This is a genomic window from Blastococcus sp. SYSU DS0539 (assembly GCF_054050855.1).
On sequence record NZ_JBJHAF010000001.1, the window covers coordinates 14,076 to 34,317 of the forward strand.

20 protein-coding genes are annotated in these 20,242 nt (G+C 74.7%); 11 read left to right on the top strand and 9 right to left on the bottom strand.

The genetic code is table 11. From position 1 onward, the window contains the following. The first annotated feature begins 5 nt into the window (after positions 1 to 5). The 4 genes from pgsA (at position 6) to ACI790_RS00080 (ending at position 2,257) form a co-directional block, all read left to right on the top strand. The gene (pgsA, locus tag ACI790_RS00065; RefSeq protein WP_456567728.1) at positions 6 to 683 is read left to right on the top strand and encodes a CDP-diacylglycerol--glycerol-3-phosphate 3-phosphatidyltransferase; all 678 of its coding nucleotides are present in this window, start codon (positions 6 to 8) and stop codon (positions 681 to 683) included. A gap of 5 nt (positions 684 to 688) precedes the next feature. Then, a complete protein-coding gene (locus ACI790_RS00070) occupies positions 689 to 1,228 on the top strand; it encodes a CinA family protein (protein ID WP_456567729.1) in 540 nt (179 codons plus the stop codon). A gap of 106 nt (positions 1,229 to 1,334) precedes the next feature. Continuing rightward, positions 1,335 to 1,739 (top strand): helix-turn-helix domain-containing protein, encoded by a 405-nt coding sequence (locus ACI790_RS00075; protein WP_456567730.1) that lies wholly within the window; start codon positions 1,335 to 1,337, stop codon positions 1,737 to 1,739. 26 nt (positions 1,740 to 1,765) lie between these two features. Beyond that, positions 1,766 to 2,257, top strand: a complete 492-nt coding sequence (locus tag ACI790_RS00080) for a TetR/AcrR family transcriptional regulator (protein ID WP_456567731.1) — start codon at positions 1,766 to 1,768, stop codon at positions 2,255 to 2,257. Between the two features lie 5 nt (positions 2,258 to 2,262). Here the strand turns inward: ACI790_RS00080 and ACI790_RS00085 are convergent, their stop codons facing one another. Both ACI790_RS00085 and ACI790_RS00090 read right to left on the bottom strand, forming a co-directional pair. After that, the gene (locus tag ACI790_RS00085) at positions 2,263 to 2,751 is read right to left on the bottom strand and encodes a GNAT family N-acetyltransferase (RefSeq protein WP_456567732.1); all 489 of its coding nucleotides are present in this window, start codon (positions 2,749 to 2,751) and stop codon (positions 2,263 to 2,265) included. After that, positions 2,748 to 3,761, bottom strand: coding sequence for a PfkB family carbohydrate kinase (locus ACI790_RS00090; RefSeq protein WP_456567733.1), 1,014 nt, complete (start codon positions 3,759 to 3,761; stop codon positions 2,748 to 2,750). Before ACI790_RS00090 ends, ACI790_RS00085 begins: the two co-directional genes overlap by 4 nt. A 124-nt stretch (positions 3,762 to 3,885) precedes the next feature. Between ACI790_RS00090 and ACI790_RS00095 the strand changes: the two genes are divergently transcribed. Further along, a complete protein-coding gene (locus ACI790_RS00095) occupies positions 3,886 to 4,722 on the top strand; it encodes a PspA/IM30 family protein (RefSeq protein WP_456567734.1) in 837 nt (278 codons plus the stop codon). Between the two features lie 48 nt (positions 4,723 to 4,770). On the opposite strand, the gene ACI790_RS00100 is transcribed toward ACI790_RS00095, so the two are convergent. Continuing rightward, on the bottom strand, positions 4,771 to 5,628 hold the full coding sequence (locus tag ACI790_RS00100; protein ID WP_456567735.1) for a DNA-formamidopyrimidine glycosylase family protein: 858 nt from the start codon (positions 5,626 to 5,628) through the stop codon (positions 4,771 to 4,773). Positions 5,629 to 5,728: 100 nt separating this feature from the next. Between ACI790_RS00100 and ACI790_RS00105 the strand changes: the two genes are divergently transcribed. Beyond that, a complete protein-coding gene (locus tag ACI790_RS00105) occupies positions 5,729 to 6,304 on the top strand; it encodes an antibiotic biosynthesis monooxygenase (protein ID WP_456567736.1) in 576 nt (191 codons plus the stop codon). A 16-nt stretch (positions 6,305 to 6,320) separates the two neighbouring features. On the opposite strand, the gene ACI790_RS00110 is transcribed toward ACI790_RS00105, so the two are convergent. Continuing rightward, on the bottom strand, positions 6,321 to 10,937 hold the full coding sequence (locus ACI790_RS00110) for an ATP-dependent helicase (RefSeq protein WP_456567737.1): 4,617 nt from the start codon (positions 10,935 to 10,937) through the stop codon (positions 6,321 to 6,323). A gap of 18 nt (positions 10,938 to 10,955) precedes the next feature. Between ACI790_RS00110 and ACI790_RS00115 the strand changes: the two genes are divergently transcribed. The 4 genes from ACI790_RS00115 to ACI790_RS00130 all read left to right on the top strand — a co-directional run bounded on the left by ACI790_RS00115 (position 10,956) and on the right by ACI790_RS00130 (position 14,527). Continuing rightward, positions 10,956 to 12,299, top strand: coding sequence for an MFS transporter (locus tag ACI790_RS00115; RefSeq protein ID WP_456567738.1), 1,344 nt, complete (start codon positions 10,956 to 10,958; stop codon positions 12,297 to 12,299). Between the two features lie 145 nt (positions 12,300 to 12,444). Next, a complete protein-coding gene (locus ACI790_RS00120; protein ID WP_456567739.1) occupies positions 12,445 to 12,639 on the top strand; it encodes a DUF3046 domain-containing protein in 195 nt (64 codons plus the stop codon). Between the two features lie 174 nt (positions 12,640 to 12,813). After that, positions 12,814 to 13,851 carry a recombinase RecA gene (recA, locus tag ACI790_RS00125; RefSeq protein ID WP_456567740.1) on the top strand — a complete coding sequence of 346 codons (1,038 nt, stop codon included), beginning with the start codon at positions 12,814 to 12,816 and terminating at the stop codon, positions 13,849 to 13,851. Between the two features lie 7 nt (positions 13,852 to 13,858). After that, positions 13,859 to 14,527, top strand: a complete 669-nt coding sequence (locus ACI790_RS00130) for a regulatory protein RecX (RefSeq protein WP_456567741.1) — start codon at positions 13,859 to 13,861, stop codon at positions 14,525 to 14,527. Positions 14,528 to 14,613: 86 nt separating this feature from the next. On the opposite strand, the gene ACI790_RS00135 is transcribed toward ACI790_RS00130, so the two are convergent. The 5 genes from ACI790_RS00135 to ACI790_RS00155 all read right to left on the bottom strand — a co-directional run bounded on the left by ACI790_RS00135 (position 14,614) and on the right by ACI790_RS00155 (position 18,567). Beyond that, the gene (locus tag ACI790_RS00135; RefSeq protein WP_456567742.1) at positions 14,614 to 15,099 is read right to left on the bottom strand and encodes a hypothetical protein; all 486 of its coding nucleotides are present in this window, start codon (positions 15,097 to 15,099) and stop codon (positions 14,614 to 14,616) included. A 148-nt stretch (positions 15,100 to 15,247) separates the two neighbouring features. After that, on the bottom strand, positions 15,248 to 16,144 hold the full coding sequence (locus ACI790_RS00140; protein WP_456567743.1) for an amino acid ABC transporter permease: 897 nt from the start codon (positions 16,142 to 16,144) through the stop codon (positions 15,248 to 15,250). Then, complete coding sequence (locus tag ACI790_RS00145; protein ID WP_456567744.1) at positions 16,141 to 16,791, bottom strand: amino acid ABC transporter permease; 651 nt, start codon at positions 16,789 to 16,791, stop codon at positions 16,141 to 16,143. Before ACI790_RS00145 ends, ACI790_RS00140 begins: the two co-directional genes overlap by 4 nt. A gap of 95 nt (positions 16,792 to 16,886) precedes the next feature. Continuing rightward, complete coding sequence (locus tag ACI790_RS00150; protein ID WP_456567745.1) at positions 16,887 to 17,777, bottom strand: glutamate ABC transporter substrate-binding protein; 891 nt, start codon at positions 17,775 to 17,777, stop codon at positions 16,887 to 16,889. A 34-nt stretch (positions 17,778 to 17,811) separates the two neighbouring features. Then, positions 17,812 to 18,567, bottom strand: coding sequence for an amino acid ABC transporter ATP-binding protein (locus tag ACI790_RS00155; protein ID WP_456567746.1), 756 nt, complete (start codon positions 18,565 to 18,567; stop codon positions 17,812 to 17,814). Positions 18,568 to 18,716: 149 nt separating this feature from the next. On the opposite strand from ACI790_RS00155, the gene miaB reads away from it, so the two are divergent. Then, positions 18,717 to 20,204 (top strand): tRNA (N6-isopentenyl adenosine(37)-C2)-methylthiotransferase MiaB, encoded by a 1,488-nt coding sequence (gene miaB / locus ACI790_RS00160; RefSeq protein ID WP_456567747.1) that lies wholly within the window; start codon positions 18,717 to 18,719, stop codon positions 20,202 to 20,204. Positions 20,205 to 20,242 lie beyond the last annotated feature (38 nt).

Here is a 20,242-nt window from a genome sequence, read left to right on the forward strand (position 1 = left end):
CCCAGGTGACCGACGTCGCGCCCGACCCGGCAGCCACGCCTCCGCAGTCGGTGCGGCTGGTCAACCTGCCGAACGCCCTCACGGTGCTGCGGCTGGCCGTCGTCCCGGTGTTCGCCGTCCTCCTGCTCCAGGACGACGGCCTCGACGACACCGGCCGCTACTGGGCGACGCTGGTCTTCGTCCTGGCGATCATCACCGACCGCTACGACGGGCTGATCGCCCGCCGGACCGGGCAGGTGACCGAGTTCGGCAAGCTCGCCGACCCGATCGCCGACAAGGCCCTCACCGGAACGGCGCTGATCGGCCTCTCCGTGCTCGCGTTCCTGCCGTGGTGGGTGACCGCCGTGATCCTCGTCCGCGAGGTCGGCGTCACGCTGCTGCGCTTCTGGGTGATCCGGCACGGGGTCATCGCGGCCAGCCGCGGCGGCAAGGCGAAGACCGTGGTGCAGGCGGTGGCGATCGCCCTGTACATCCTGCCGCTGACCGGCGCCCTGGCCACCATGCGCTGGTGGGTCATGGCCGCCGCCGTGGTGCTGACGGTGGTCTCCGGGCTGGACTACGTCTACCGGGCGGTCACGCTGCGCCGGACGAGCGCCCGGGCCATGCGCGCCGCCGCCGCCCGGCGGGCGGCCGGGCCGAGCACCGGCACGGGTACCGGCACCCGCACCGACACCGCCGCCTGACGACGATGGGCACCCCGGTCGACCAGCCCACCCCGGAGGCGCTCGCCGCCGAGCTGCACCTGGCCCTGCTGGCCCGGGGCGCGACAGTCGCCGCGGCCGAGTCGCTCACCGCCGGACTGTTCTGCGCCACCCTCGCCTCGGTCCCGGGCGCGAGCGCCACGCTGCGCGGGGGTGCCGTCGTCTACGCCACCGACCTGAAGACCGCGCTCGCCGGGGTGCCGGCCGACCTGTTGGCCGCGCACGGGCCGGTCAGCCCGCAGACGGCCGCCGCGCTGGCCGCGGGCATCCGTGCGCGCTGCGGCGCGACCTGGGGCGTCGGCCTCACCGGCGTCGCCGGCCCCGACCCGGTCGACGGGCACGGCCCCGGCCGGGTCTACCTGGGGATCAGCGATGGTGAGCGCACCGAGGTGACCGAGCTCGACCTCCCCGGGAACCGCGCCGCCGTGCGCGGCGCCGCGGTCGCCGGCGCCTTCGCTGCGCTGCTGGACCGGCTGGGGGCAGCGGTCGGCGGGAACGACACCCCGGCCGCGGGTGTTACGCCATGAGCGGACTCGGCCCCGTCGGCGGGCTGACGGCGCACCCGCCGCGTACCGTGAGCGCACGGTGCTCGACGGCACCGCCGCTTCCCCGCTCGCAGGACAGGAGACGGCCATGACGCTGCTGCGCACCCAGCTCGGGAACACCCTGCGCGGCCACCGGCTGCGTCAGCACCGCACGTTGCGCGACGTCTCCGGTGCCGCCCGGGTCAGCCTGGGCTACCTCTCCGAGGTCGAGCGGGGGCAGAAGGAGGCCTCCTCCGAGTTGCTCGCCTCCATCTGCGACGCCCTCGAGGTGGAGCTGGCCGACCTGCTCGCCGAGGTGAGCCTCGAGCTGCGCGGCGTGGCCGCCGGCGGCGAGGTCCGCCCGCTCGGGGCCGCCGCCGAGGCCGCCGCGACCGAGGCCGCGGCCGTCCCCGCGCAGTCCGACGCCGCCGCCGAGCCCGCGCTGGCGCTCGTCGGCGCCGGGCAGCAGGGTCGCACCGCCCGGCGGCGCGACGCCGTCTCGCTGGCCGCCTGATCCCCGACGGACGCCCCCGGGGCGTCATGAACCGCACCCGGGCGGAGCTGCTCGATGGGGCCGCCCGCGCCTTCGCCGCGCACGGCCCCCGGCGCAGCACGATGCAGGCGGTGGCAACCGCCGCGGGCGTCGCCAAGGCCACGCTCTACAACCACTTCCGGACCAAGGACGACGTCGTGCGCGCCCTGCTGGCCGCCGAGCTGCAGCGCCTCGCCGACCTGGCCGGGAGCCTCCCCGTCGCCGAGGGCCTGGCCGCGCTCGCCGACGAGCTGGGCACGCATCCGGTGCTGCGCCGGATGGCGGAGTCCGAGCCGGACCAGCTGGCCGCGCTGCTGACCCCCGACGGATCCGGCTGGGCGGAGCTCACCGGTCAGCTGGCTGATGCCCTGCAGGTCTCCGCGGACAGCGCGGAGCTGGCGGCCCGGTGGCTCCTCGGCGTGGTGCTCCAGCCCGGGCTCACCACGCAGCGGCGCCGGCAGGCCGCGCTCGTGGCGCAGCTCCTGCAGCCCGCGGGCTGAGCCGCTCAGCGCAGGGGCAGGCCGCGGGTGAACACCACCCGGTCGTCGCCGGGGCCGCCGTGCCCGGGGGAGGGGGCCGCGGCCGCTCCGACGTGAGCCGCCAGCGCGGCGGCGCCGGCGTCACCGGGCACGGCCACGGCCTGCACGGCGCGCGCCCCGACGCCGGCGGCGAGGTCCGCGAAGCGCTGCAGTAGCAGGGTGGCGACGCCGCTGCCCCGCCGGTCGGGGTGCACGGCGACGGCCTGGACGACGGCGAGCCGGTCGGCGCTGACCACGCCCAGCAGGTAGCCGGCGTCGTCGTCGTCGGCGGTGAGGGCGACGGCGCCGAAGCCGCCGAGCTGGTGGAAGAACACCGGGTCGTGCAGCGCGAGCACGGCGTCGTCGGTCAGCGGGGACCCGGCCCAGAACTCGGCGCGGCGGGCCAGCAGCCGGCCGCGCAGCGCGCCGGCGGAGAGTTGCTCGAAGCCGACCAGGCGGAGGACGTCGCCGGTCACCGGTGCTCCCGCGCGGCGGCGAGCTCGTCGCGGGTCGGGGGATCGGCGCCCACCCGGGTGCAGTTGAGCGCCGCGACGAGGGCGGCGTCGTCGACCAGGGCCAGCAGCTCGTCGTCGGGCAGGCCCGCCAGCGCGTCCCGGGTGGTGGTGCCGGTGGCCAGCAGGCCGGTGAGCAGCCCGGCGGCCAGCGAGTCGCCGGCTCCGACGGTGTCGACGACGTCGATCCGCGGGCTCGCCCGGTGCAGCAGCGGGCGGCCGGGCCGGGCGATCCGCAGCGGCGCACCGCCGTCGGTCAGCACCACCAGCGCCGGGCCGCGCTCCGCCCAGCGGCGTGCCGCGTCGTCGAGGTCGGTCGTGCCCGGCTCCAGCCAGGCGAGGTCCTCCGCGCTGACCTTCACCAGGTCGGCGCGGCGCACCAGCTCGTCCAGCCGCCGGGTCACCGACGTCCGGTCGTTGCCGAGGCTGCCGCCGACCGGCCCCTCGGCCAGCATCGGCCGGATGTTCGGGTCGACGCTGATCAGCGCGTGCCCCGACAGCCGCTCGACCAGCCGGGCGATGGCCGCGCTGCCGGGCTCGGTCCAGCTGGAGATGGAGCCGACGTGCAGGGCGCCCACGTCACCGGGGAGCACCCGGGTCAGCTCGTCGTCGGTCCACTGCCAGTCCGCGGCGCCCAGCACGTGGAAGCCGTAGTCGGGCGAGCCGTCGGCGCCGAGCCCGACCACGGCCAGGCTGACCGGCTCCCCGGCGTCGACGAAGCCCGCGGTGTCCACGCCGGCGAGCTCGGCGTGCCGCCGCAGGTGCCCGGCCAGCGGCCCGGTGCCGAGCCGGGCCAGCAACCGCACGGGGGCGCCGAGCCGCCCGGCGGCGACGGCGACGTTGAGGGCGTTGCCCCCCGGCCGCGCGACGTACTGCGGCGCCGTGCCCTCGGGGCCGGCGTCGGCCCCGGGGACGGGCAGCAGGTCGACGACCAGTTCACCGAGGACGCAGAGGGTCGGACCGCCGGGCTGCACGCCGGAAACCCTAGTCGTGCTGCCGGCCGCGGCGCCCGCGTTGGCTGTGGAGCGAGATCACCTGGGACGATGCTGGGTGACGAGCATCGCCGGGCCGGCATCCGCGCCGGAGCAGGAGGACCCCATGCCCAATCCGTTCGTGAAGCTGTGGAAGTACCTCACCGCGTCGGCCAACGCCCAGATCGACCAGCGGGCGGATCCGAAGATCCAGATCGCGCAGGCGATCGAGGCCGAGCAGCAGCGGCACCAGTCGCTGGCCAACCAGGCCGCCGCCGTGCTGGGCAACCAGCGCCAGCTCGAGATGCGGCTGAACCGGCAGCTCGGCGAAGTGGAGAAGCTGCAGGCCTCCGCCCGGCAGGCGCTGACCCTCGCCGACCAGACGCGCGCCAAGGGCGACGCCGCCAAGGCCGCCGAGTACGAGCAGGCCGCGCAGGCGTTCGCCACCCAGCTGGTGGCCGCCGAGCAGTCGATGGAGGACCTCAAGCGCAGCCACGACGAGGCCCTGCAGGCCGCCCAGCAGGCGCGCGGCGCCGTCGAGCAGTCCCGGATGCGGCTGCAGACGACGCTGGCCGAGCGCACCAAGCTCATGAGCCAGCTCGAGCAGGCGAAGATGCAGGAGCACGTCGCCGACTCGCTGCGCCAGGTCAACGAGCTCTCCGCGCCGGGCAACACGCCGTCGCTGACGGAGGTCCGCGACAAGATCGAGGCCCGCTACGCCAACGCGCTCGGCCAGGCGGAGCTGGCGCAGACCTCGGTGGAGGGCCGGATGCTCGAGGTGCAGAAGGCGACCCTCGACGTCGCCGGCGCCTCGCGCCTGGACCAGATCCGCGCCTCCATGGGCGGGGGGACGCCGGCCGTGGAGGGGACCGCTGCCGCCGGCGCCATCGAGCAGGGCGCGGCCTCGGTGCCGACCGCCGAGCAGCGGGAGGCGCAGCCGGCCGACCGCCCGGACGCCCAGTAGCGGATCCGCTGCCCCCTCTGCTAGCCGGTGTGCGAGCGGAGGGGTCCCTCAGCCAGGTGTCGCCACGGGGGACGGCCGGCCCGGTTCGCCGGTCCGCGCCGTGACGGCGATGGGGGAGCGCGCCGCCTGGCAGCGCGGGCACCAGTAGGTCACCCGCTCCTGGAGGTGCGGCCCCTGCTCGCCCATGAGGATCGGGGTCCGGCACCGCCGGCAGGGCTTGCCCTTCCGTCCGTACACCCAGTGGTCCTGGCCGCGGCGCAGGTCACCGGTGGTGCTCTGCTCCGGATGGTGCCGGTTGGCCAGCATGAGAGTGCGTGCCCGCTCGACGAGGGGCTGCAGCCGGTCGTCGACGTCGGCCACCCGCGCCCACGGGTGCACGCCGACCAGGAACAGCGACTCGACCTTGTAGAGGTTCCCGATCCCGGCCAGGTTCCGCTGGTCCAGGATCGCCACCCCCACCTGCTCGTCGGGGTGGGACCGCAGCCGGCGCAGCGCCCTCTCGAGGTTCCAGTCCGGGCCGAGGACGTCCGGGCCGAGGTGCCCGACGAGCCGGTCCTCCTCGGCCGTGGGCACCAGCTCGACGTCGTGCAGCCGGTAGCCGACGCACTCCCACTCGTCGGTGGCCAGCACCATGCGCACGTCGTGGGCGGGCCCGCCCTGCCATCGGCTGCCGGGCCGGTAGATGTGCCAGCTGCCGTCCATCCGGAAGTGGGTGCGCAGCGTGCGGCCGTCGGCGAGGCGGACCAGCAGGTGCTTGCCGCGGGGGACGACCTCGGTGACCGCCGCCCCGGTCAGGTCGACGGTGGCCAGCTGCGGGAGGCGGAACTCCCCCCGACGCAGCGTCGCGCCGGCCAGCGCCGTGCGCATGCGTTCGGCCGCCAGCCAGACGGTGTCTCCCTCGGGCACGCCTGCCATGATCCCCGGCCCCGGAGGGGCGCGCCCGCTGTGAGAGCGCCGACATCCGGGATGACGGCGACCGCCGGGGGCGCTGTGCTCCACCGTGAGCGTGCCCCTGCGACTGCGCACCCGGTTGGGTGGCATCCCGACCGTCGCCGAGCACGAGCCGGTCACCGTCACCGTCGCCCGCGTGGTCCGCCCCGACCGCCGGATCGCGTTCGAGCGGGCGGCCGCAGCCGTGCTGGCCGAGGCGGCCAACTACCCCGGCAACCTGGGCGCGACGCTGCTGCACCCGGGGGCGGACAGCTCCGAGTACCACCTGGTCTACCGGTTCGCCGACGCCGATGCGCTGGCCGGCTGGGAGCGCTCGCCGGAACGCCGGGCCTTCCTCGCGCGGATGCCGGAGATGGTCGAGGACGAGCGCGTCGCGCGGGCGGTCGGTCTGGAGAACTTCTTCGCGGTGCCCGCGAAGCCGGGGCCTGCGTGGCGGAGCTGGCTGCTCACCGTCGCCGTCGTCCTGCTGTTCACCTCGAGCTTCCAGGTGCTCGCCCTGCCCCTGGTGGGCAGCTGGCCCTGGCCGCTGCGGCTGCTGTTGTCGGCCGCCTACGTGGTGACGGCGCTGCGCCTGCTCATGCCGCGGCTGAGCCGGTGGCTCGGGCGCTGGCTGCAGGGCTCCCGCCGCTGACCTCGGCGGCCTCGCCTCAGCCGCGCAGCCGCAGGCCGCGGGGAGTGGCGGCGAAGCCGGCGGCCTGGAGTGCCTGGGACAGCGGCGTCGACTCGTGCACCGAGGCGCCGTCGGCCTTCTGCACCACCATCCGGCCCAGCGCTCCGGCGGAGACCGCACCCGAGAGCGCGGTCGCCGCCTCCTTGAGCACCTGCTCGTCCTCGGTCCAGGACAGCAGCGTCTTCCCGCCGCGCTCGACGTAGAGCACCAGCTCGCCGTCGACCAGGACGACCAGCGCACCGGCCTTGCGGCCCGCGCGGTGCCCGGCGGCCTTCTTCGTGCTGCCGGTGCCCTCGCCGAGGTCGACGGCGCTGCCGTCGGCGGCGACCGTGCGCTCGGGCCACGGCAGGGCGGCGCCGTAGACGTTGGCCGGATCGGTGGCCGCGAGGACGACGGCGCCCGCCGGCACGCGGTCCGGGGAGGCGAAGCTGCGCAGCCGGTCGACCGAGCCGGGGGTGCCGAACTGCGCCGCGCCCAGCGTCTCCACGAAGTACCCGCGGCGGGCCCGGCCGTTGTCCTCGAACGCCCGCAGCACCGGGTAGACCGCGGAGAAGCCGCCGGGCACCTGCTCGGCCATGACCGCCCCGCGGGTGAGCACCCCGTGCCTCTCCAGGAGCGCCTCCGCCCGCGCGGTTCCCCGCCGGGTGGGGTTGGGCTCCCGCACGGGCAGCCGCGACCACCGGCCGGCGACCGTGGGCGGCCCGGTGCGGCTGGGCATGGCCGGGCGGCCCAGCCGGGTGCGGCCGGCGCGGGCGCGGTCGAGGCGCACCCGCGGCGGCGCCGCGGGCTTGCGGTGCGTGCCGCCGCCGGCCAACCGGGTGCGCAGCGGCGCGAGCGTGTCGTTGGTGAGGGCGCCGGCCCAGACGAGGTCCCACACCAGGTCGGCCAGCGCGACGTCGTCGGTGGCGCCGACGGCGTCGGAGAGCCCGCGGAAGAACATCGCCTGACCGCCGGCGAGGAGATCGAGCAGTGGCTGCCCCTTCTCCGGGGCTGCCAGCTGCTCGGGCAGCAGCAGCGGTGCCAGATCGGTGGGGACCAAGCTGATCCACCCGTCGCTGCCGGGCAGCCCGCCGGCGCCGGCCCACAGGACCTCACCGGCGCTGGTCAGCTCGTCGAGCATGGCGGGGGAGTAGTCGCGCACCCGCGCCGGCAGCACCAGGGACTCCAGCGCGCTGGCCGGCACCAGGGTGCCGGCCAGCTGCTCCACGACGGCGAGGACGCCGTCGGCGCCGCGCAGTCGGCTGCCCACCGACTGCCAGGACGGGGTGAACCGGGCGAGCGTGCCGATGGGCACCGGCTCGACCTCCTGGCGCAGCCGGGCCAGGCTCCGCCGCCGGATCGAGCGGAGGACGTCGGCGTCGCACCACTCCTGGCCGGAGCCGCCCGGGCGGAACTCCCCGGAGACCAGCCGGCCGGTGCCGGTGAGCCGCTGGACGGTCGCCGTCACCACGGCGATGCCGAGCCCCAGCCGGGTGGCCACCTCGGCGGGCTGGAAGGGGCCGTGGGTCCGGGCGTAGCGGCCGATCAGGTCGCCCAGCGGGTCGGCGACGGGCTCGGTGAAGACCTCCGGGACGCCGACCGGCAGCGCGGTGCCCAGGGCGTCGCGCAACCGGCCGGCGTCCTCGATGGCGACGTACCGCTCCTCGCCGGCGATCCGCACCAGCAGCGCGCGCCGGGCGGCGACGAGCTCGTCCAGCCACTCCTGCGGCACGCCGCGCCGGGCGGCCTCGGCGGCGGTGAGGTCGCCGACGACGCGCAGCAGGTCGCCCCCGCCGTCGACATCCCGGGGGTGCCGTTGCCGGGGGAGCCGCTGCAGCTCCTCCTCGATCTCCGCCAGCGCCTCGGCGTCGAGCAGCTCGCGCAGCTCCGACCGGCCGAGCAGCTCGGCGAGCAGGCCGGTGTCGAGCGCGAGCGCCTGTGCCCGGCGCTCGGCCAGCGGCGCGTCGCCCTCGTAGAGGAACTGGCCCACGTAGCCGAACAGCAGCGACTGGGCGAACGGCGACGCCGTCTCGGTCTGCACGTCGACGACCCGCACCCGGCGGGCCCGGACGTCCCTCATCAGCTCGACCAGCCCCGGGACGTCGTAGACGTCCTGGAGCACCTCGCGGGCGGCCTCCAGGGTGATCGGGAACGACGAGAACTCACTGGCGACCGAGAGCAGCTGGGCCGCCCGCTGCCGCTGCTGCCACAGCGGGGTGCGGCGGCGGGGGTCGCGCCGGGGGAGCAGCAGCGCGCGGGCGGCGCACTCGCGGAACCGGCTGGCGAAGAGCGCGGAGCTGCCCACCTCGGCGGTGACCTCACGCTCCACGTCGTCCGGGTCGAGGACGGCGAGGTCGGCCTCGGGGGGCTCGCCGGTGGTCTCGGGCATCCGCAGCACGATGCCGTCGTCGGAGTGCATGGCGGAGACGTCGACGCCGTACCGCTCGCGCAGCCGGGCGGCGAGGACGAGCGCCCACGGGGCGTTCACCTGCGCGCCGAACGGCGAGTGCACGACCAGCCGCCAGTCGCCCAGCTCGTCGCGGAACCGCTCGACCAGCAGCGTGCGGTCGTCGGGGAGGTGCCCCGTCACCGCCTTCTGCTCGGTCAGGTACGCGGCGAGGTTGGCCGCGCCCCACTCGTCGAGGCCCGCCGCACGGGCCCGCTCCAGGCCGGCCTCCGGCGTCGCGGAGCCGACCTCGCGGAGGAACGCGCCCAGCGCCCGGCCGAGTTCCAGCGGGCGGCCGGGTGCGTCGCCGTGCCAGAACGGCATCTTCCCGGCCTGGCCGGGCGCCGGGGTGACCAGCACCCGGTCGTGGGTGATGTCCTCGATCCGCCAGGACGACGACCCGAGCAGGAAGACGTCGCCCACCCGCGACTCGTAGACCATCTCCTCGTCCAGCTCGCCGACCCGCCGCCCGCCGGTGCCCTCGCCGCCGACGAGGAAGACGCCGAAGAGCCCGCGGTCGGGGATCGTGCCGCCGCTGGTGACCGCCAGCCGCTGGGCACCGGCGCGGGCGGTGAGGGTGTCGGTGACGCGGTCCCAGATGAGCCGCGGGCGCAGCTCGGCGAACGCGTCGGAGGGATAGCGGCCGGCCAGCATGTCGAGGACGGCGTGCAGCGCGGAGTCGGGGAGCGAGGAGAACGCCGCCGACCGGCGGACCAGCGCCCCCACCTCGTCGACGGTGCGCGGCCGCTCGGAGACGACCGCGACGATCTGCTGGGCGAGCACGTCGAGCGGGTTGCGGAGGTAGCGGATCGACTCGATGGCGCCGGCCTGCATCCGCTCGGCCACCAGCGCGCACTGCACGAGGTCGCCGCGGTACTTGGGGAAGAGCACGCCGCGGCTGACCGCGCCCACCTGGTGCCCGGCCCGGCCGACGCGCTGGAGGCCGCTGGCGACGGTGGGCGGCGCCTCCACCTGGACGACGAGGTCGACCGCGCCCATGTCGATGCCCAGCTCCAGGCTCGAGGTGGCGACGACCGCGGGCAGCCGGCCGGACTTCAGCGCTTCCTCGACGATCGCCCGCTGCTCGCGGGACACCGAGCCGTGGTGGGCGGCGGCGACCGGCTGCACGCCCTCGGGCACGCCGCCGCCGGAGCCGGCCTGCGCCATGAGCGCCGCCGCGTTGGTGCCGGGCGGCACGGTCTCACCGGTGGCCCGCTCGTAGGCCAGCTCGTTGAGCCGGCTGGTCAGCCGCTCGGCCAGCCGCCGGGAGTTGGCGAAGACGATGGTGCTGCGGTGGGCCTGGACCAGGTCGAGCACCCGCTCCTCGACCGCCGGCCAGATGGAGTTGCGCGGCTGGTGGCCCGCCGCCGAGCCCGCCAGCTCCCCGGTGGGCTGCCCGAGCTCGCTCATGTCCTCGATCGGGACGACGACCGAGAGGTCCCACTGCTTCGTCGAGCCGGGCGACACCACCTGCACCGGGCGGCCGCCCGCCAGGTAGGTGGCGACCTCCTCGATCGGGCGCACGGTGGCCGACAGGCCGATCCGCTGCGCGGGCCGCTCGAGCAGCTCGTCCAGCCGGTCGAGCGAGACGGCGAGGTGGGCGCCGCGCTTGGAGTCGGTGACCGCGTGCACCTCGTCGACGATCACCGTCTCGACCCCGCGCAGCGCCTCGCGGGCGGCGCTGGTGAGCAGCAGGAACAGCGACTCGGGAGTGGTGATCAGGATGTCGGGCGGTCGGCGGGCGAAGGCACGCCGCTCGTCGGCCGGGGTGTCGCCCGAACGGATGCCGACCTTGATCTCCGGCCGCGGCAGCCCCAGCCGGGCGGCGGCCTGCCCGATGCCGGCCAGCGGGGCGCGCAGGTTGCGCTCGACGTCGACGGCCAGCGCCTTGAGCGGCGACACGTAGAGGACCCGGCAGCGCGTCCGCTCGTCGGCCGGGGGAGCGGCGGCCAGCCGGTCGAGCGACCAGAGGAACGCGGCGAGGGTCTTGCCCGAGCCGGTGGGCGCGACGACGAGTGCGTGCTCGCCGCTGCTGATCGCCTGCCAGGCGCCGTCCTGGGCGGCGGTGGGCCGCTCGAACGCGCCGGTGAACCAGGCCCTGGTCGGCTCGGAGAACCGGGCCAGGGCGCCCTGCGCCTCGGAACGGTCGGCGGACGGGCGGTCGGGCACGCGCTCAGTGTCCCCGGCATGTACGACACTTCGCTGGCCGGCGTGGAGCCGGCCGCGGGAACCCGCCCGGAGACAGGAGCGCACGTGGCACCGCTGCAGCAGTCCGGCACCGGGGTCGACGTCGCCCGCGTGCAGCGTCGCACCGTGGGCGTACTGAGCGGCGGCGTGGCCCTGGCCGGCCTCGGCGTCACCGTCGGCATCACCGCCGGCGGGCTGCTCGCCCGGGACGTCGCCGGCACCGACAGCGCCTCGGGCCTCGGCCAGACCGCCGGCGTCCTCGGGGCGGCCGCCCTCGCGGTGCCGCTGGCCCGGATCAGCGACACCGTCGGCCGGCGTGCCGGGCTGGCGGTCGGGTACGCCATCAGCGTCGTCGGCGCGGTGGTCACCGTCCTCGCCGCGGCGGCATCCTCGCTGCCGCTGCTGATCGGCGGGCTGTTCCTCTTCGGGGCGGCCACCGCCTGCGGGCTGCAGTCCCGCTACGCCGCCGCCGACCTGGCGACGCCGGAGCGCCGGGGGCGGGCGCTGTCCCTCGTCGTGTGGGCCACCACGATCGGCTCGGTGATCGGGCCCAACCTGGCCCGTCCGGGGGCGCGCCTGGGAGAGGCCCTCGGCCTGCCCCCGCTCGGTGGGGTGTTCGCCCTCTCGGCCGTGGTCTTCGCCGTCGTCGCCGCGGGGTTCCTCCTGCTGCTGCGCCCCGACCCCCTGCTGCTCGCCCGGCGGCTCGGCGGGGGCGGTGCGGGTGCGCCGCCGCGGCGGGCCACCGGTGCCGCCCTCCGCGCGGTGTGGGCCACCCCGGCGGGCCGCCTGGGGCTCACCTCGGTCGTGGTGGCGCACGCGGTCATGGTCGGCGTGATGGTGATGACGCCGGTGCACATGGGCCACGCCGGCGGCGCCGAGGACGCCGTGCTCCGGCTCGTGGGTCTGGTCATCAGCGTGCACGTGGCCGGCATGTACCTGTTCTCCCCGCTGGTCGGCGTGCTGGCCGACAAGGCCGGCGCCCCGGCCGTCGTGGCCCTCGGCGGCGTCCTGCTCCTGGCCGCCGCCGCCGTGGCCGGGACGGCGGCCCCCGCCGACTCGGTGCAGCTGGGTGCGGGGCTGCTCCTGCTGGGCCTGGGCTGGTCGTGCGGGCTGATCGCGGGTTCGGCGCTGGTGACGGCGTCGGTGGGCCCGGAGCTGCGGCCGACGGCGCAGGGCGGCACCGATCTGCTGATGGGGCTGGGCGCCGCGCTGGCCGGGGTGGTGGGCGGTCCGCTGCTGGCCTGGGGCGGGTTCGGCCTGGTGTCCGCGGTCTCGGCGGCGCTGGTGCTCCCGCTGGCCTGGGTGTGGCTGACCTCGCGGGTCAGCGCCCCCGGTAGTTCCTGATCAGCAGCACGATCGTGACGATCAGCGCCAGCACGATGCCGATCTCGAGGACGATGTCGAGGGTCTGCGAGCCCGTGCCCGGAATCATGCCGTGAGCCTAGGGCGGGTGCGGCGGCGCCGGGAGCCGGCGGGTTAGCGTCGGGACGTGCGCCTGCAGGAGTTCTGGTCCCGCCTCGACGGTCAGTTCGGGACCATGCGCGCGCAGAGCGTCGCGCGCGACCACGTCTTCGCCGACCTCGGCGGCCGCACGGCGGTCGACGCCATCGAGGCCGGCCTGCCGGTGCGGAAGGTGTGGCTCGCGATCTGCGAGGCGTTCGACGTGCCGCCCAGGGAGCGCTGACCCGGACCGCTCCGGGCCCGGCGTGTCGGCCTGGCGATCGAACACCTGTTCGGCCTACTGTGTCGTCCACAGGGCGGCCGGTCCTCCACAGTCCGCCCCGGAACCCGAAAACTGTCGGTGGCTCGCCCTAGCGTCGGTCCCGACCCGCTTCTCGCGAACCGAAGGTGACGCACCATGGCAGCAACGCTCGACCGCGACAAGGCCCTCGACATGGCCCTCGCCCAGATCGACAAGCAGTTCGGCAAGGGCTCGGTCATGCGTCTGGGCGACAGCCCCGAGGTGGCGATCAAGGTCATCCCGACGGGCTCGATCGCCCTCGACATCGCCCTGGGCATCGGCGGCCTGCCCCGCGGCCGGGTGGTGGAGGTCTACGGGCCGGAGTCCTCCGGCAAGACCACGGTCGCCCTGCACGCGGTGGCCAACGCCCAGGCCGCCGGCGGGATCGCCGCGTTCATCGACGCCGAGCACGCGCTCGACCCGGAGTACGCCCGCGCCATCGGCGTGGACACCGACGCGCTCCTGGTCAGCCAGCCCGACACCGGTGAGCAGGCGCTCGAGATCGCCGACATGCTGATCCGCTCCGGCGCGCTCGACATCATCGTCATCGACTCGGTGGCGGCGCTGGTGCCCCGCGCCGAGATCGAGGGCGAGATGGGTGACAGCCACGTGGGTCTGCAGGCCCGGCTGATGAGCCAGGCGCTGCGGAAGATCACCGGTGCGCTGAGCAACTCGGGCACGACGGCGATCTTCATCAACCAGCTGCGCGAGAAGGTCGGCGTCGTCTACGGCTCGCCCGAGGTCACCACCGGTGGCCGCGCGCTGAAGTTCTACTCGTCGGTCCGGCTCGACGTCCGCCGCATCGAGACCCTCAAGCAGGGCACCGACGCGATCGGCAGCCGTACCCGCATCAAGGTGGTCAAGAACAAGGTCGCCGCGCCGTTCAAGCAGGCCGAGCTCGACATCCTCTGGGGCCAGGGCTTCAGCCGGGAGGGCGGCATCGTCGACGCCGGTGTCGAGCAGGGCATCGTGAAGAAGTCCGGCGCTTGGTACACCTACGAGGGCGACCAGCTCGGCCAGGGCAAGGAGAACGTCCGCAACTTCCTGAAGGACAACCCCGACCTGGCCGACGAGATCGAGAAGAGGGTCAAGGAGAAGCTGGGCATCGGCCCGACGCTGGACGCCCCGGCGCCGGTCGACGCCCCCGACTTCTGATCCGCCGGTGGACGACCGGCCGCCGAACCGCCGGCGCGGCTCGAACTCCGGCTCCGGCTTCGGGACCTCCCGGGCCGGCCGCCGGTCACGGACGCCGGGCGGCGACGATCCCCTGACCCCGGACGTCGCCCCCGGCTCTCCGGAGGACGGCGCGGGCGATCCCGAGCAGGTCGCCCGTGCGCTCTGCCTCCGTGCGCTGACCGGCGCACCCAAGACCCGGCAGCAGCTGGCCGATCTCCTGGCCCAGCGGGAGGTGCCGGGCGACGCGGCCGAGGCCGTGCTCGACCGGTTCACCGAGGTGGGGCTGATCGACGACGCGGCCTTCGCCCGGGCCTGGGTGAGCAGCCGGCAGGCCGGCCGCGGGCTGGCCCGCCGGGCGCTCTCCGCCGAGCTGCGGGCGAAGGGCGTGGACCCGGAGACGGCCGCCGAGGCCGTCGACGCGGTGGACGACGACGACGAGCGCGAGGCGGCCCGGCGGCTGGTGGCCCGGCGGGTTCCGAGCATGCGCCGGCTGGACCGCGCGACGGTCACCCGTCGGCTGATCGGCATGCTCGCGCGCAAGGGCTACAACGGCGGTCTCGCCGCGGCGGTCGTGCGGGAGGCGCTGGACGAGGCGGACCTCGCCGGCGACGTCGACGACGTCCCCGAGTTCGACGAGGAGAGCGCGCTGCCCTGACCGCCTGGCGGCGACCGGCCGCGGGCAGGGCACCGAACGGCAGGAGGCGGTCCGGAGTCCGGACCGCCTCCTGCCGTTCCCTCCGCTCAGCCCTTGGCGAGCCAGGCGGTGACGTCCACGGCGACGCCGTCGGGAGCCTCCGGGTCGGGGACGAACCAGGCGTCGTTGCGCACCTGACCGGCGGCGAGCCAGCCGGTGATCTCGACGTCGAAGGGCTCGTGGGACGACGCGCCCGGACGCCGGCGCTCACCGACGAAGGTCAGGTCGGTCTCGGTCCCGTCGGCGTAGCGGAAGACCACCCGGCACCGCGACCGGCGGTGCCGGGCCGGCGGCACGACTTCGCGGACGACGGCGCTCTGGGCGCCGGCGGATGCGGCGAACGCGGGAGCGGCGGAGCGCAGGCGCTGGACGAACCGCTGTCCGCCGTCCACCGGGGGAACGGGCTGGGCCTCGAGGACGGGAGCCACCGGGCCGGTCGTGATCAGCGCCTCGACGGCGACCCGGGGAACCGGGGGCAGGTTGCGGCGCCCCACCGCGTGCATGGTCTCCATCGTGACGAGCAGTCTCGCCACGGATGCGCTGCATGCGGCCTCGGCGCGCCCGGATGGGACGAGTGGGTCGAACGGGATGGGGGTGCGTGCACCATCCGGCCGGCCGCGATCCTGGCCGGTGCACGAGCACCCTCGGGGGAGGGCTCGTCCGTGTCGGCGGGCGAGGTGCTCAGGCGCCGTCCCGCACGGGGACCAGGTCGTCGGCGCCGGTCGCCTTGGCCGTCGAGCCGCGCGCCTGGCGGGCCTGCACCCACTGCGCCAGGCGACCGAGCGCGTAGTTGATCACGATGTAGAGCAGCGCGACGACGGTGAAGGTCTGGATCGGGTTGTCCAGGTTCCGCACGATGCTCTCGCCCTGGCTGAGCAGTTCGTCGTAGTTGGCCACGAAGGTCACCAGCGAGGTGTCCTTGAGCACGACGACCAGCTGGCTGATGATCGCCGGCAGCATGACGCGGAACGCCTGCGGCAGCAGCACGATCCGCATGGTCTGCCCGTTGGTGAGGCCGGTGGCGAGCGCGGCCTCCCGCTGCCCGCGCGGCAGGGAGGCGATCCCCGCGCGGACGACCTCCGCGAAGATGACCATGTTGTAGGCCGTCAGGCCGATGATCAGACCCCAGAACACCTGGCCGCCCGGCCAGCCCCGCAGGTCCACGCCGATGTCGGGGAGCGCCCGCACGCTCAGGTAGACGAGCACCACGACGGGCAGGCCGCGGAATACCTCGACGAGCCCGATGAGCGGGATCCGGGCGAACCGGCCCAGGGACAGCCGCGCGACGGCGATGAGCGTGCCGATCACCACCGACAGCGTCATCGCGACGACCGCCGCCTTGATGGTGTTGACGATGCCCTCGCCGATGACCCCCCAGACCAGCTCGAAGTTCTCGTTGCCGGGATTGATCAGCGGACCCCAGAGGTCCATGGAGAACTGGTCCTGCCCGGCCAGGCGCAGCACCACCAGGACGGCGAGGGCGATCAGGACGAGGGCGCCGACGGCGGTGCCGATCGCCGTCCGGCGACGGGCCCTCGGGCCCTGCGCGTCGAAGAGCACGGTCTCCTGCTGGGTCATCGCGCGATCGCCACCTTCCGCTCGATGACCTGCAGGATCGCGCCGGCCGGGAGGGTGATGAGCAGGAACCCGATGGCCACGCCGAGGAAGATCGGCAGCGTCTCGTAGCCCCGGGCGCTGGTCAGGGTCTGGCCGGTGCTCCACAGGTCGCCGCCGACGCCGAAGGCGCCGACCACGGCGGAGTTCTTGAACATCGCGATGATGACGCTGCCCAGCGGCGGCACGACCGTGCGCAGGGCTTGCGGCAGGACGACGAAGCGCAGGCTCTGCGCGAAGTTCAGGCCGATCGAGCGGGCCGCCTCCGCCTGCCCGGCGGGCACGGAGTTGATGCCGGACCGGATGGCCTCGCAGACGAACGCGGAGGTGTAGAGGATCAGGCCCAGGACACCGAAGAAGTAGAACGTGCGGTTGAGGCCCAGCTCGGGGAGCCCGAAGGCGCAGAAGAACAGCACCACCGACAGCGGGGTGTTGCGGAAGGTCGACACCCAGAAGGTGCCGAAGGCGCGCAGCGGCGGCACGGGGGAGACCCGGAAGGCCGCGATCACCGTGCCGAGCAGCAGCGAGCCGACCATGGCGACCAGGATGATGCTCAGCGACGTCACGAAGCCGTCGACGTACAGGTCGATGTTCTGGAAGACCGGGTCCACGTACCCCCCTCAGTGCCGGCGGTGACGGTGCCGCGCTGCGGCCGGCAGCGACCGGCCGGCCGCCATGGCTGGCCGGTCGCTGCCCGGTAGGACGGTCAGACGCACTCGGCGGGCTCGGGGAGCTCCGGCGTCTGGGTGCCCTCGATCTGACCCGCGGTGGCCTCCCAGGCGGCCACGTAGGCCTCCTCGTTCGCGGCGAGGGTCTCGTTGATGAACTCGCAGAAGGCGACGTCGCCCTTCTGGATGCCGATGCCGTACGGCTCCTCGGTGAACTGCTCGCCGACGAGCTTGAACTCGCCGTCGGACTCGGAGACGAAGCCCAGCAGGATCACGTTGTCGGTCGTGACGGCGTCCACCTGGCCGTTGCCCAGGGCGTCGGCGCACTGCGAGTACTCATCGAACAGCACCAGCTGCGAGTCGCTCGCCAGGTACTCGCGGATCTGCTCCGACGGGGTCGAGCCGGTCACCGAGCAGACGGTCGCGTCCGGGTTCTCGGTGAACGACTCCGGCCCGGTGATCGTGTCGTTGTCGGCCGCGACCATGATCTGCTGGCCGGCCTCGTAGTACGGCCCGGCGAAGGTGATCCGCTCGGCGCGCTCGGCGTTGATCGTGTAGGTGGCGACGACCATGTCCACCTCGCCGCCCTCGATGACCTCCTCGCGCACGGCGGAGGGGGTCTGCTCCCACTGGATGTCCTCGGGGGCGATGCCGAGCTCGGCGGCGATGATCTTGGCGATCTCGACGTCGAAGCCCTCGAGCTCGCCGTCGAGGGTCTCCAGGCCGAAGCCGGGCTGGTCGAACTTGGTGCCGACGGTGATCGTGCCCGCCTCGGCGATCTCGGCCATCGTCGTCCCCGCCTCGAACTCGGGGGCCTCGGCGACGTCCGGCTCGGGGGCGGCCGCTTCGTCCTCACCGCCGCCGCACGCGGCGGCGGTGAGGGCGACGACGGACAGGGTGGCCACCAGGGCGCTGCGGCGGAAACTCATGGTTCGTTCCTCTCGCTTTGACGGTCTCGTGCGATCAGTGGGTGAGGATCTTGGACAGGAAGTCCTGGGCCCGCTCCGACTGCGGGTTGGTGAAGAAGGTCTCGGGCTCGGCGGTCTCGACGATCCGGCCGCCGTCCATGAACACGACGCGGTTGGCCGCCCGGCGGGCGAACCCCATCTCGTGGGTGACGACGACCATCGTCATGCCGTCCTTCGCCAGGCCGACCATGACCTCGAGGACCTCGTTGATCATCTCCGGGTCGAGCGCCGAGGTCGGCTCGTCGAAGAGCATCACCTTGGGCTCCATGGCCAGCGCCCGCGCGATCGCGACGCGCTGCTGCTGGCCTCCGGACAGCTGTGCGGGGTACTTGTCCGCCTGGGCGCTGACGCCCACCCGGTCGAGCAGCTCGCGCGCACGCTTGTCCGCGTCGGCCTTCGACTGCTTGCGCACCTTGATCGGCCCGAGGGTGACGTTCTCCAGGATCGTCTTGTGCGCGAAGAGGTTGAAGCTCTGGAACACCATGCCGACGTCGGCGCGCAGCCGGGCGAGCTCCTTGCCCTCCTCGGGGAGGCGCTCGCCGTCGATGGTGATCTCGCCCTTCTCGATCGGCTCGAGCCGGTTGATCGCGCGGCACAGCGTCGACTTGCCGGAGCCCGACGGGCCGATGACGACGACGACCTCGCCGCGGGCGATGTCCAGGTCGATGTCCTGCAGAACGTGCAGCTCACCGAACCACTTGTTGACGCCGGACAGGCGAACGAGCGGCTCTCCGTTCGAACGGCTGGTCATCTTGGGGACCCTAAGGGCGCTGGGTGCACGCGGAGTGATCGCGACGATCACGAAGAGGTAACGAAGCGCTGCCGCTCGCGCGCCGGCACCGGCCCGGCTCGCCCGACCCGGCGGGCCTGCCGCGAGCGCGCCGTACCCTCGCTGTCGTCATGGGAACCGAGCTGGAGGCACCCGCGCGCACCTACCGCGTGCGCACGTACGGGTGCCAGATGAACGTGCACGACTCCGAGCGCCTGTCCGGCCTGCTCGAGGAGGCCGGCTACACCGCCGCGGGCGAGGAGGAGGACGCCGACGTCGTCGTCCTCAACACCTGCGCGGTGCGCGAGAACGCCGACAACCGGCTGTACGGCAACCTCGGTCACCTGCGGCCGGTGAAGGACGCCCACCCCGGCATGCAGATCGCCGTCGGCGGCTGCCTGGCGCAGAAGGACCGCGGCGAGATCGTCCGGCGGGCCCCGTGGGTCGACGTCGTCTTCGGCACGCACAACGTCGGGTCCCTCCCGGCGCTGCTGGACCGGGCGCGGCACAACGCCGAGGCCCAGGTCGAGATCGTCGAGTCGCTCGAGGTATTCCCGTCGACGCTGCCGGCGAAGCGCGACTCCGCCTACTCCGGCTGGGTCTCGATCAGCGTCGGTTGCAACAATACCTGCACGTTCTGCATCGTCCCGGCCCTGCGCGGCAAGGAGAAGGACCGCCGTCCCGGCGAGATCCTCGCCGAGGTGCAGGCGCTGGTCGACCAGGGCGTGCTCGAGGTGACCCTGCTCGGGCAGAACGTGAACGCCTACGGCGTGGAGTTCCGCGACCGCGGCGCCTTCGCCGACCTGCTGCGCGCGGCCGGGCGGATCGACGGGCTGGAGCGGATCCGGTTCACCAGCCCGCACCCGCGCGAGTTCACCGACGACGTCATCGAGGCGATGGCCGAGACGCCGGCGGTCTGCCACCAGCTGCACATGCCGCTGCAGAGCGGCTCGGACGACGTGCTGCGCCGGATGCGCCGCGGCTACCGGCAGGACCGCTACCTGGGCATCATCGACCGGGTCCGCGCCGCCATGCCCGACGCGGCGATCACCACCGACATCATCGTCGGCTTCCCTGGCGAGACCGAGGAGGACTTCCAGCAGACGCTCGAGGTCGTCCGGCGGGCCCGCTTCGCCAGCGCCTTCACCTTCCAGTACTCCAAGCGCCCCGGGACGCCCGCGGCCGAGATGGACGGGCAGCTGCCCAAGGACGTCGTCCAGGAGCGGTACCTGCGGCTGACCGCCCTGCAGGACCAGATCAGCTGGGACGAGAACCGCAGGCTCATCGGGCGGAAGATCGAGCTGCTCGTCGCCTCGGGCGAGGGCAGCAAGGACGCCGCACGCGGCCGCCTCTCCGGCCGCGGCCGCGACGGCCGGCTCGTGCACTTCACGGCGGCCGACGGCGTGCGCCCCGGCGACGTCGTCGAGACCGTGATCACCGAGGCCGCGCCGCACCACCTGGTCGCCGAGGGCGCGCTGCTGTCGCACCGGCGCACCCGGGCCGGCGACGCGAGCGAGGCCGGCACCCGGCCGACGACGCCGGGGGTCTCCCTGGGGATGCCGTCGATCGGTGTCCCGGCGCCGCTGCCGGTCCTCGCCGCCGGCTGCGCGACCTCGTGACCTGACGACGACGCCCCCGCCGGGGAGGTCCCGGGCGG